The sequence below is a fragment of the Moritella sp. Urea-trap-13 genome (genome assembly GCF_002836355.1).
Taxonomy (GTDB): Bacteria; Pseudomonadota; Gammaproteobacteria; order Enterobacterales; family Moritellaceae; genus Moritella.
In genome coordinates this window covers 1,280,445-1,293,388 of the sequence record NZ_PJCA01000031.1, presented here as the reverse complement: position 1 = coordinate 1,293,388, position 12,944 = coordinate 1,280,445, and the positions used below count along the sequence as shown (strand labels likewise).

The following is a 12,944-nucleotide window of genomic DNA, read 5'->3' as shown; positions in this document are numbered from 1 at the left end:
TGTTAATGTCCGTAAAACTCAAACTTTGTTAAGATGTAGTTACTGTTTATTGGCGTTGGTACTAAGAATATGGAAATGGTTACGTACTCAAGTCTTGCGATTGTGGTGTTTTATATTATTATTACCTTATTAATAAGTTACTTAGTTAACTTTCGTTATAATAAAGGTGATGATTTCGCTACAGGAGGGCAGCAATTTGGCTGGTTTACAGCTGGTGTTTCCATTTTGGCCACTTATATTAGTGCAATGACGTTTATTGGTATGCCAGGTTGGGTGTATAATTCGGGCATGGAAGCGATGAGTGTCCATTTAAACTATCCCATCGTCATATTCTTTACTGTTACTTTCTTTGTTCCGGTCTTTTACAAACTTAAATTAACATCAATTTATGAATATCTTGAACTGCGTTTTGGGATCTATGCTCGTACCATTAATTCGATCGTATTTCTTGTTGTTCAATGTATCTCTGCAGGCGTCATCTTATATGCGGTAGCACTCATACTTGTGCAAGTGATACCGATATCGATCTCTGAAGCCATTATTTATATCAGCTTATTTACAGCGCTATATACGTGTATTGGCGGCATATCGACGGTGATATGGACCGATATGCTGCAATCTATTGTGTTAGTGATCGGCAGTATTGCGATTTTTTGTATACTACTCATGGATATAAATACGAAGGAATACTTGTCGCCAGATAATCTGACTATTATCAATACCAGCTTTGATCTTGGAGTAGATACTACGTTATGGGCTGGCGTTGTTGCGGTGAGTTTCTTACATCTGAGTGTCTATGGTACTAACCAGTTAATTATACAAAGAACGTTAGCGACAAAAAACGTTGAACATGCGCAAAAATCAATGTTGTTGTGTGGCTATAGTGCTTTCTTTATATACCTATTTTTCTCTGTATTAGGTGTGTTGCTGAGTATTTATTATCAAAACCAACATTTTGATAATAGTAATGAAGTCATTCTTGATTTTGTTTTTAATCATACTAACCCAATTGTTATTGGGCTGGTTATTTCGGCATTAGCAGCGGCGGCAATGTCGACATTAGATTCAACTTATAATTCAATGGCAACTGTCGCTACCTTTGATATTTATAAACGCTTTGTGTGTAAAAATGGTTCACAGCGTCATTATGACTCTGTGGCAAGAAAAATGAGTCTCGTTGCCGCTGTGGCGGTTGTTGTCCCTGCATTATTCGCCATATCCAATGAATCGGTTCTGAAAACAATTGCAAGTTTGACGTCGATTTTTGTTGGTATTCGATTGGGTTCATTTGTTCTCGGGCTTTTCTTTCATAAGGCCAACGAAAAAGGGGTCATCGTCGGCAGTATTCTCAGTATCGTGGCAGTGCTCATTGCACGCTATGCCGATATATCGTGGCCATGGTTTGCCCCGATTGGCACCTTTGTATTCTTATTCTTTGGTGTGTTGACGAGTCGCTTCTATGGCTGTAATTCTATCGAGCAACAAGGTTTCATTAAAAATCAAACCGCACTTTTTTCTAAACCTAAAGCGAGTCATTATGGCCTATTTGTTTTTGGTGCAATGACCATCGTTGCCTGTATGTTTATACCCGATTGGCTCTTTGTTGTACTTTCATAGAATGAACAAAAATGTCTATAGCATGAACAAATGTCTATGGCATGTAGAAAGTGCCCTATGGTGTTAACTCAAATGCTGCATAGCATAATCGATAAATACTTTGAGCTTTGTAGGCATATATTTGGTTTGGGCATACTGTAGTGCAATGATCCCCTGATAATTACTCTTAACTGTCCAGCCGCAGAGAACTTCGGTCACATCGCCTTTGCGGATTGCTTCCTGCACGACGAAATCGGGGAAAATACCGATACCTAAGCCATTAATGACACCGTTTAAACGCATCTGAGAATGGTTGACTGCGTAACGGCCTGAGACGGTAACGGTATGGGATTCATCACCTTTGATTAAACCCCAGATGTGGTCGGTTTCATTCTCTGCTAAATAAAGGCAATCGTGTTGTGTTAATTGTTCGGGGTGAGAAGGGGTGCCTTTTTCTTTTAAATAATCTGGACTTGCACATAATACTAAGCAGGTTTTACCTATCTCTTTTAACACCAAGTTTTCATCTGGCTTATCCGTCAACAGAAAGGCGATATCGATACCGTGTGCAAAGATATCTATTGGCCCATCAATCGCCCGCAATTTAAGTTGGATCTGCGGATACTGCTTTAAAAACGGAATGACAAAAGGCTGTAACACCACATTCAAAAATGCCTCCGGTGCCGCAACCGTTATTGAACCTGCGGCTTGGGTATGTTCGACACTGGATATTTCTACCGCTTGCTTTGCCGCATTCACCATTGGAACACATTGATCGTAAATCTTCTGCCCCGCGTCGGTAATGATCAGCTTTCTGGTCGTGCGCTCAAATAGTTTAATCGATAAAGCTTGTTCAAGTCGGGTAATGGTTTTACTCAACGCTGAAGGCGTGACATTTATTTTTTTTGCCGCGGCCGTAAAACTGCCTTCTTGAACAACTAAAGTAAAACTCGCCAAGTCGGGTAATAAGGCGATTAATTTTTGAGATATCATCATTCTATTTGTGCCTGTGTTTCACTAATGTTTTTCCGTATAGAGGGATAATAGTCTTATCTGGGATCAATTAGAATAGTTTCATAGTATAAATTATTTCATGACTTGTTCGGCTTTTCTTAATAATAAGTAGCTAATAACAAGTTGTTTCAAATAAAGCTAAAAAGGAATATTTACATGACTTCTACATTCTACAATCAGATCAGTGAGCAAATCGAAGAAGTAAAAGCGGCAGGTCTGTATAAACAAGAACGCGTTATTACTTCAGCTCAAAAAGCGGCTGTGTCTATATCTACTGGTGAAGAAGTTTTAAACTTCTGTGCTAATAACTACTTAGGTTTAGCTAATCACCCTGCGCTTATTGAAGCTGCAAAATCGGGTATGGATACGCATGGCTTTGGTATGGCTTCTGTGCGTTTTATTTGTGGTACTCAAGATTCGCATAAAGAACTTGAGCAGAAGTTATCAACATTCTTAGGCATGGAAGACACGATCCTTTATACCTCATGTTTTGATGCTAATACCGGACTTTTTGAAACCATTCTTGGTAAAGAAGATGCGATTATTTCTGATGCATTAAACCATGCTTCAATTATTGATGGTGTGCGTCTTTGTAAAGCGATGCGCTTCCGTTATGCAAATAATAATATGCAAGAATTAGAAGCACAGCTGATCGCAGCGACTGAAGCAGGTGCCCGTCATAAGTTAATTGTTACTGATGGTGTGTTTTCAATGGATGGCGTTGTTGCCGATTTACCAGGTATTTGTGATTTAGCAGATAAATACGGTGCCTTGGTGATGGTAGATGATTCTCACGCTGTTGGCTTTATGGGCGCAAATGGCCGTGGTACCCATGAACATCATGATGTGATTGACCGTATCGATATCATTACCGGTACCTTGGGTAAAGCAATGGGCGGCGCTTCAGGTGGTTACACTGCGGGTAAAAAAGAAGTAATCGATTGGCTTCGTCAACGCTCTCGTCCTTATTTGTTCTCTAATTCAGTTGCGCCAGCTATTGTTTCTGCGTCTATTCGTGTGCTGGATTTGCTGGCAGAAAGTGATGGCTTGCGTGATACTTTATGGGCTAACTCGGCTCACTTCCGTCTACGTATGGAAGCCGCTGGTTTTACGATGGGCGGTGCTGATCACGCGATCATTCCAATCATGCTTGGCGATGCTAAAGTGGCGGCGGACTTTGCTGAACGCGCACTTGAAAAAGGCATTTATGTGGTTGGATTCTCTTTCCCAGTGGTACCAAACGGTAAAGCGAGAATTCGCACACAGATGTCTGCTGCACATAGCAGAGAAGAACTTGATAACGCGATAGATGTATTCATCCAAGTTGGCAAAGATATAGGTATTATATAATGAAAATTAAAGCGCTTGCTAAATTGAAACCAGAACAAGGCATTTGGATGACTGAGGTTGATAAACCTGAAGTCGGCCATAATGACATTCTGATTAAAATCAAAAAAACAGCTATTTGTGGTACCGACGTGCACATCTTTAATTGGGATGAATGGGCACAGAAAACGATCCCAGTACCTATGGTTGTTGGCCATGAGTATGTGGGTGAAATTGTTGGTATGGGTCAAGAAGTACGTGGCTTTGAAATCGGTGACCGAGTGTCTGGTGAAGGTCATATCACGTGTGGTCATTGTCGAAATTGCCGTGCTGGTCGTACTCATTTATGCCGTAATACCACAGGTGTTGGTGTTAACCGTGAAGGTGCATTTGCTGAATACTTAGTTATTCCTGCCTTCAATGCATTCAAATTACCGGATGATATTTCTGATGACATGGCGGCAATCTTTGACCCGTTTGGTAACGCTGTACACACCGCATTATCATTCGATGTTGTTGGTGAAGATGTATTAATCACCGGTGCTGGTCCAATTGGTATTATGGCCGCTGCTGTATGTAAGCACGTTGGTGCACGTAATGTTGTTATCACGGATGTTAACGAATACCGTCTCGACTTAGCGCGTCAAATGGGCGTAACACGTGCTGTTAACGTAGCAACTGAGTCACTTAAAGATGTGATGGACGAGCTTAAAATGACAGAAGGCTTCGATGTTGGTCTTGAAATGTCAGGCGTACCATCAGCATTTAGCGATATGCTAGACAAGATGAACCATGGTGGGAAAGTTGCGATGTTGGGTATTCCACCAAGTGACATGAGCATTGAGTGGGGTAATGTTATCTTTAAAGGTTTAGTCATTAAAGGTATCTATGGCCGTGAAATGTTTGAAACCTGGTACAAAATGGCTGCATTAATTCAGTCAGGCTTAGACCTAACGCCAATCATCACGCACCATTTCCCAATTGATCAATTCCAAGAAGGTTTTGATATTATGCGTTCAGGCATGTCAGGTAAAGTGATCCTTGATTGGGAATGCTAAAAAGATAAGATTTATTGAGGGGCGTTAGGCCCCTTTTTTGGTTGTCCAGCCTCCCTACGGTAATCAGATCATTTATTAACTTGATACACATCACATTTTTCTGCTATAAGTATACTTTTCTATACCAAAAACCATCTGATTAATATGGTTAATACAAATGATTATCGGATGATCTCAGGTAATTTAGAATATAAATTAACTCATTTTCTACTCTGCTATTAAGGTAGTGCTTACTTAGGATAAACATAATCATGAGCTGGATAGACGTCTTTGTCACTTACCTTTTTTCGCTAAAATATCTTGTTTATGGGCTCGCCATTATTCTATTAATAAGTGGCATTGATGACTTTTTTATCGATATTTGTCATTGGACTCGCCACTTTTATCGTAAATTTTTTGTTTATGACAAACATAAATTTCACGATTATGAAGGTTTGTATGACGCGCCGGAAAAACCGTTAGCCATTATGGTGCCAGCGTGGCAAGAGCATGGAGTTGTCGGCCCGATGGCTGAATTGGCCGCTAAAACATTAGATTATGAAAATTATCATATTTTTGTCGGTACTTATCCTAATGATCCGCAAACCCAAGAAGAAGTCGACCAAGTTTGTGCTCGCTTCCCTAATGTCCATAAAGTGGTCTGCGCGCGTCCGGGCCCAACGAGTAAAGCGGATTGTTTGAATAACATAGCAGCAGCTATATTCCTTTTTGAAGCGCAGGCTAAGTTTGAATTTGCTGGTTTCATTCTCCATGATTCTGAAGATGTCGTGAGTACCATGGAGTTGCGGCTTTATAACCACCTAGTGAACAGAAAAGATCTTATCCAGCTGCCAGTCTACCCATATACACGTAAATGGACCGACTTTACTAGTGGTCACTACATTGATGAATTTGCAGAGCTGCACGGCAAAGACGTTCCTGTTCGAGAAGCTATCGCCGGACAGGTACCAAGTGCAGGTGTCGGCACCTGTTTTAGCCGCAGAGCCATCAGTATGCTGCTCCGAGAAGGTGATGGTATTGCGTTTGATATTCAAAGCTTAACCGAAGATTACGATATTGGTATCCGTATTAAAGAGCACGGAATGGAAGAGATCTTTGTGCGTTACCCGGTTGTGACTCCTGAGCACGAAAAAGCGCATTCGGTCTGGTCAGGTAAAAACTTACGAGAAAGCAGTGTTATATGTATACGTGAGTATTTTCCTGATACTTTCAATACTGCAGTCAGACAAAAATCTCGCTGGATTGTCGGCATCGTATTCCAAGGCATGAAAAATCATGCCTTGAGTAAATCATGGTCGATGAACTATTTCTTATGTCGAGATCGTAAAGGTGGTATTACCAACTTGGTCGGCTTTATTGCTGTGCTGGTATTCACTCAGTTAGGAATCATCTGGTTAGTGCAAAGCCTTAGTGATGACCCCTACCATTTCCTTTCTATTTATGGCGATGAACCATGGCTAAGTATTCTGCTGAAAATTAATGCATTTTTCCTTATCAACAGGATTGTTCAACGCTTTATTTTTGTTAAAGCTTATTACGGTTGGATGCAGGGATTCTTATCAATGCCACGTATGGTATGGGGTAATATTGTTAACTTTTTTGCTAATATTCGCGCATTACGTCAAGTCATTGAGATGGGAGACGCACGTCGTGTCGCTTGGGATAAAACCACTCATGACTTTCCACATTTAGATGATGAACGTAGCGCGCGTAAAGCAATCGGCCAAATCTTAATTGATTTGGGCGCAATAACAGAAATACAGTTAGATAAAGCCTTAAAAGACAAACCACAAGGCCAGCGCCTAGGACGTTACTTGTTAAATAACCAACTTGTGACATCTGAGAGTCTAGTCAAAGCCGTAGCAGAGCAAGCAGAAGTTGATTATCAAAATATTGAACCTCTAAATATATCGGGTGGTCTTATTACGCTAATCAGCAAAGGTCTGGCGTGGCGTTACGGCATCGTGGCGATTAATTATAAGTCGGAACAAGGGGTCATGCTGGCAAGTGAAGAATACTTATCCCCCGTTAGCCTAGCAGCCATTAGTCGCCAATTAAAATGCCAAGTTAGCTATATCATTGCTTACCCGGGTCAGGTGCAAATAGCACTTAAAGCCTATTATAACGGTGAAAGGTTTGCCGATCCTACAGCCGGAGTGGAGCGCTTCGAGCAACTGGACAAAAATATGCAGCAACAAGTCTGGCATCAATATGTTGAAGGTCAGTGGTCGCTGTTAGAGATATTATCCGAGTATTGTAATATTTCACCCCAGGTGATGAATCAAATATTAATTGGCTATGAAAAAAGTGCTCTTACGTTAAATGATTACTTACTGGATAAAGAAGTCATCAGTATAGAACAACTGGATACGGCTATTGCCTTACAGGTAAAACGAGAACCAAATTTGGCACATCTGGTCACCGGAGCACTAAACGCATGAATTTTAAATGTTTGATTTTGTTATTATTAATTGTCTGTAGCCCTGCCCAGGCAAAAGACAGTTTTCCTGCAGGTGAAGGCTTATCTGACTACACACAATTTCGCTTATTTCCGCATGTAAATAAAGCGTATCGTCTGACAGAGCAAAGCAGATATACCGAAGCTGTACCTATTTGGAAAGATGCTCTAAACGTTTCTCCTTATAATAGCGTAGTTACAAAAGAGCTGGTCGCCGCTTACCTTGAACTAAAAGAGTTTCAAAACGCGGAGCGTTTAATCGAACAGTTTCTGACAATAAATAGTGCAGATGAAGAATTTCAGTCACTACAGATAGAGGTGTTAATCGAAGCTATTGAGCATGGAGATGGTGAGGCGTTAGAGCGGGCAATAGAAAAGCTTAAAGATGACCGAATTGATAAAAAACAACGATTGCATTTACTCTATGTGGTGAGTAATTATAACTATCAACATGGCCAAAAAGATGACGCCTTAAATTTAATTAAGACGCATTTATTTCTGGAAAATACAGACTTTGTGGTCCATGAAGCCTTTGCCAATATACTGTTAAAAGAGCAGCGATTAGAGGATGTTGAGCTGTTACTCAAAGATAACCAATTCTCTCATTCAAATGCCGGCAAACAAACAAGAGAAGCGCTGTTACAAGCTTATATTGGTAATGGTAATGGTAAAGAGACTCAGGCTTTACAGCAATTTTCTATTCTCAACGACCAGCACTCATTAACAAAGGGGGAAATTGATCAATGGACTGTGTTATTAATAAAACGAAATGAGATAACTAAAGCAGATCAGTTACTGGCACTGCAGACCGACAACTTTGATGCGCAATTAAAGCGGGCTTATATAAATCTAAAGGCCGGTAGAGATCAGCAAACAAAGGCCCCCCTCAATAACGCTATTAAGTTGATTAAAACGGCAGACCAGGAAAGACAGGTACTTACTTTAGCGGCAGAACTGGTTAGTAAGCAAAAGCAACTGTCACCTTATTATTATGAGCATAAAGTTAAATTCAGTGAGAATACCCAGCTGTGGCGCGCTAACGCGGTTAACATAGCAGAGCAACAAGACGATTATCTACAGGCAATAAAACTCCTGTCTGCTAAAAAAAATCGGACTAAACAAGATCGTCAAACAATAGCGGAATTGTATCAAAAGCAGGGTAATAGCAGCAAATCTAAACTTATATACCAGCAGCTTAACCAAGATTATCCAACGGACTGGAAAATACTCGCAAACTACAGTTACCTGTTGATAGAAAGCGGCCAGCAGAATGTTGCCTACGAGCATTTAATCAAAAGTTACCCTTTTAAAGGTGCGACTACCGTAGAAGCTGAAACATTAAAAAGTTATATGTTTGAACTGGCTTCAGGGCTTGATAATAATGAATTGGAAAGACAGTTACTGATACTTCCAAATACCAGCTTTAACAAAAGTGAGCGCCAACAGTTAGCCGTGCTTTGGCTTCAAGTTGGATATTGTGATAAAGCCCAGAACTTATACAGCAAACCCTATAGCCGTAAAAATATGTTGAATCTAGGACACTGCTTCAAACAAAGCGGTTCGGTTTATGCGTACGATTACTTTATCCAAGCAGACCAGCTTAGAAGCGGTTCAGATACGCAAATTGAACTGGCTTATATTGAAGCTGAATCAGGTCAGTCGCAGAAGGCTTTTAACCGCTGGTTGATGTTAACTACTGGCGCTTTAGACAATAAACATTACCTACAAGCCGCGCAAACAGCACTCTCAGTTGAGGACATCACTAAGGCCAAGCTTTGGCTTAATCAGTATGAAAATAATAACGGTGAGAAAAAATTAGCGTACTGGAATTTAAAAGCGCAGCTAAGCAAAAAAACAGGGGATAACAACAGTGCTTTAATGAGTCTGCAGCAGGCGCAAAATATAGAACCTACAGCACAGAGACTGATTCAGATAGCGGCTTTGCAGTCGCCGGAACAAGCGGCTATCTCTCGTAATCAAGCTGAGGTTTTACTACGTTCGGCGTTACGCGCAGATCCTGAAAACAGCCGTTTATCTCAAGAACTTGGTTATTTACTGCTGAGTCAGCAGAAACCACAGGAAGCCATTCTACATTTTGAAAACAGCCTTAAAGGTATGCCTGATAATTACCCTATGTATCAGCAGATATCTTATCTCTATCTGCAAAACAACGATAAGGCAATGGCGCGGGTCTGGTCAGATAAAGCCACTGACAATATGGACTATTACATCACCGAACCGGTTAACGGCGTCAGTGTAGAGCAGCTTAAATTTAATAAAAGACGCTATAACGAACAGTTAAACAGAGAGTACAATCTAAATTTTGATCTCTGGTATGGCAAAAATAGTGTGGCAGCTTACCTGCCCGTGGCCGCCGACAACAAAGAAGATAATTATGCTAACTACTGGCTGTTATCTCTAGAAAGTAACCCTGATAAATATCAAACAGCATTGGGCGACGTAGCTGTGTATGGACGTTTATTTGGACAAAACTCATCTAATCAACGTGTTGGTAGTCCGGGTGGGGTTGATATGTTCGGGCTTGGTGCTCGCTTAGCACCTTTTGAAAACCAAAGTTTTTATCTTTACCTTGAACCGCAATATCATTTGAATTTAGATCAGGCGGATCTTATGGTGAGGGCTACCGCGTCTTTCTTCTCAACTGGGAAATACTCCAGTGAGTGGCATAGTGACGGTAACGGCTGGACAGAGCAGGAGCTTTATGTTGATGCTGCTTACTGGAGTAAGGATGGCGATCATGCTGTCACATCTAAATACAGTATCGGTCATAACTTTAAATTATCGAGCTCTTTTGACCAGGCATGGACAATAAAACCTTATGCACTGCTACAGGCTTCTGGGAATGATTTAGGCGGGGTTTCTAGCGTTGGGGCAGGCCTTGAATTTAGTTTATGGAGTAACGGCAGTGAAACAATGGCCTACAGCAGAAAAAGTACGGTTAAATTAGAGTTTACTGAAGCGTTCAAGACTTATCTTGATGATGATCATGGTATTGGTTTAACAGTGAGGCTTGCATGGTAAAAGGTATTTTGAGCAGTCTACTGCTGCTTTTTTCTATTAATGCGGCGGCAGTCGTAAAAGACAGTTGGGTATTTTACCAGCCGCAACTTCGTGATAGCTCGGTAACGACTGCGCAATGGCAAGGATTGCTGTCTGAGCTTAAACAGTCTGGCGCTAAAGGTATTGTCTTACAATGGACTGCATACGGAGAGCGTGGTGATTTAAGTGTCAAGCAAAATAGGCAGCTTGAGCAAGTGTTTATATTAGCAGAGCAGATGCACCTAAAAGTTATTATCGGTTTATATTCAGATCCGGATTTTTTCTCCAGTATTAAACAACCAGCTGCATCGTTAAAATATTATCTGCATAAACAAAAGGTATTATCTTTAAAACAGGTCCAACAATGGCTTAAATACGTTAACTCGACAGCATTTTCAGGTTGGTATCTAACTGAAGAGATTGATGACTATCATTGGCAGGACGAAGATAAAAAATCATTGTTAATTAAACACCTGACATCGATAAAAGATGAGATATTAAAATTAACGCCAGAACAGCCTATTTATATTTCCGCCTATATAGGTGGTTATCAGTCTGCGAGCCATGTCAGTGATTTGTTTTCTGCCATTTCACTGCAGGGGCAGCTTAATGTTTTACTCCAAGACGGATTTGGTACACAGGCATTAACCGCGGAGCAAAAAAAATATTACTTTTCATCATTACTAAGCTGTGACAATTCCACCGTTTCTGGGACCGTCTTCGAATATTTCAGGCAACAGAAGGATACTGAGGTTTTCAAAGCAAATCCGCCTTCACAGGCGCAGTGGCAGCGGCAGTTAAACTCAATGAGTACTTATTGTCACGGTGAGAAAGTTATATTCTCATTACGTTATCTGCCTTATGCACAAGGGATCCTAGATTCAAAATCTGATTAACGGAACTAGCGACTTACAACACACTGAAAAATGTATTCAGTGTGTTGCTGGGTTACTGACTATTAGCTAATTGTTCAACGATTCGGCTGCAGGCTAAACCGTCACCGTAAGGATTATGTGATTTTGCCATTTTTTCATATAACTGTTGATCACAGAGCAGTGCTAAGGTGGCATCAGTAATTTTGTCAATATCAGTACCGACCAGCTTAACTGTTCCCGCTTCTACTGCTTCCGGGCGTTCCGTTGTATCACGCATGACTAAAACCGGTTTACCCAGCGACGGGGCCTCTTCTTGTACTCCGCCGGAATCGGTAATAATTAAATAACAACGGTTCATTAAATACACGAAAGGTAGGTAATCTTGCGGCTCAATTAGAAAGACGTTGTCCAGCCCAGATAAAATTCGATTTACCGGTTCGCGTACATTGGGGTTCATATGCATCGGGTATAATATTTGTACATCTGGTCGCGTTTTAGCAATCCTTGCCAGTGCTTCACAAATGCGTTCAAAACCGCCGCCAAAACTTTCTCGTCTATGCCCTGTGACTAAAATTAACTTTTTCTGATTATCTAAAAATGAAAATTTATTGTTAAGTTCAGCCGTTACCGGTAAATCACGCTGCAGTTTATCTTTAACCCATAAAAGTGCATCAATAACAGTATTGCCTGTTACCGTGATCCGCGAATCAGGCACTTGTTCCTTAATTAAGTTATCTTTCGATCCTTTAGTCGGCGCAAAGTGATGATGAGCTAGTACCCCGGTTAATTTTCTATTGGCTTCTTCAGGCCAGGGGGAATAAAGGTTCCCAGTTCGCAGTCCTGCTTCAACATGTGCTATTTTTATTTGTTTATAAAATGCGGCTAAAGAGGCTGAAAAAGTAGTCGTAGTATCACCATGTACTAGCACAATGTCTGGCTCAAAATCATCTAATACTTCTTTTAAACCAGCGAGGATATTACCGGTGACATCAAACAAGTCCTGCCCGGGTTGCATTATGTTTAAGTCATAATCGGGTGTGATTTCAAATAAATTTAATACCTGATCTAGCATCTCTCGGTGCTGCGCTGTTACGCAGACTCTGCTTATTAAATTATGTTGATCCGCTAACTTATGCACCAATGGCGCCATTTTAATGGCCTCAGGGCGAGTACCAAATACAGTTAAAACTTTTTTCATATATCCCCCAGAAAATTGATCTTAAATTTATAGAATATGTGTTTAATTTTAATGTTCAGAAATTAAAACATATAATACAAGTCATTACACTATCACAATAAATTTAAACAGCGGGGAAAACGTAAGTGTTCAGATACTCGCTAAGACTTTGTGTTTTTATTGAATACAAATCGTAATGCATTTCTAATCATGTAAAGCTACCAAGCTGGATATTTGTTCTGGATAAATAATGTTAATTGCATCTGTAACAGGACTTGGTCACTTTAGACTATCGAGTAAATCACAAATTTAAAAACGTGACCTGTGCCGTAGATCAAATTTAAGCAAACAAAATAGTCGAATAAGTAACTATTTTTGTA

Annotated in this window: 8 protein-coding genes; 6 read left to right on the top strand and 2 right to left on the bottom strand. The window is 40.5% G+C overall.

The genetic code is table 11. The features are described from left to right. Window positions 1–69: 69 nt before the first annotated feature. The gene (locus CXF93_RS13795; RefSeq protein WP_232784215.1) at window positions 70–1,617 is read left to right on the top strand and encodes a sodium/solute symporter; all 1,548 of its coding nucleotides are present in this window, start codon (window positions 70–72) and stop codon (window positions 1,615–1,617) included. A gap of 63 nt (window positions 1,618–1,680) precedes the next feature. Here CXF93_RS13795 and CXF93_RS13790 read toward each other — a convergent pair whose 3' ends face one another. After that, complete coding sequence (locus CXF93_RS13790; protein WP_017222934.1) at window positions 1,681–2,592, bottom strand: LysR family transcriptional regulator; 912 nt, start codon at window positions 2,590–2,592, stop codon at window positions 1,681–1,683. 174 nt (window positions 2,593–2,766) lie between these two features. On the opposite strand from CXF93_RS13790, the gene CXF93_RS13785 reads away from it, so the two are divergent. The 5 genes from CXF93_RS13785 to CXF93_RS13765 all read left to right on the top strand — a co-directional run bounded on the left by CXF93_RS13785 (window position 2,767) and on the right by CXF93_RS13765 (window position 11,408). Beyond that, the gene (locus tag CXF93_RS13785) at window positions 2,767–3,960 is read left to right on the top strand and encodes a glycine C-acetyltransferase (RefSeq protein WP_017222935.1); all 1,194 of its coding nucleotides are present in this window, start codon (window positions 2,767–2,769) and stop codon (window positions 3,958–3,960) included. After that, a complete protein-coding gene (gene tdh / locus CXF93_RS13780) occupies window positions 3,960–4,994 on the top strand; it encodes an L-threonine 3-dehydrogenase (protein WP_101063058.1) in 1,035 nt (344 codons plus the stop codon). Before CXF93_RS13785 ends, tdh begins: the two co-directional genes overlap by 1 nt. Before the next feature lie 251 nt (window positions 4,995–5,245). After that, a complete protein-coding gene (locus CXF93_RS13775; protein ID WP_101063057.1) occupies window positions 5,246–7,435 on the top strand; it encodes a glycosyl transferase family protein in 2,190 nt (729 codons plus the stop codon). After that, window positions 7,432–10,494: a hypothetical protein gene (locus CXF93_RS13770; RefSeq protein WP_101063056.1), complete on the top strand. Its 3,063-nt coding sequence runs from the start codon at window positions 7,432–7,434 to the stop codon at window positions 10,492–10,494. Before CXF93_RS13775 ends, CXF93_RS13770 begins: the two co-directional genes overlap by 4 nt. Further along, window positions 10,488–11,408, top strand: coding sequence for a DUF4434 domain-containing protein (locus CXF93_RS13765; protein WP_101063055.1), 921 nt, complete (start codon window positions 10,488–10,490; stop codon window positions 11,406–11,408). Before CXF93_RS13770 ends, CXF93_RS13765 begins: the two co-directional genes overlap by 7 nt. Window positions 11,409–11,460: 52 nt before the next feature. Here CXF93_RS13765 and wecB read toward each other — a convergent pair whose 3' ends face one another. Then, entirely contained in the window at window positions 11,461–12,585 is a 1,125-nt protein-coding gene (gene wecB, locus CXF93_RS13760; RefSeq protein WP_101063054.1) for a non-hydrolyzing UDP-N-acetylglucosamine 2-epimerase, read from the bottom strand. Window positions 12,586–12,944 lie beyond the last annotated feature (359 nt).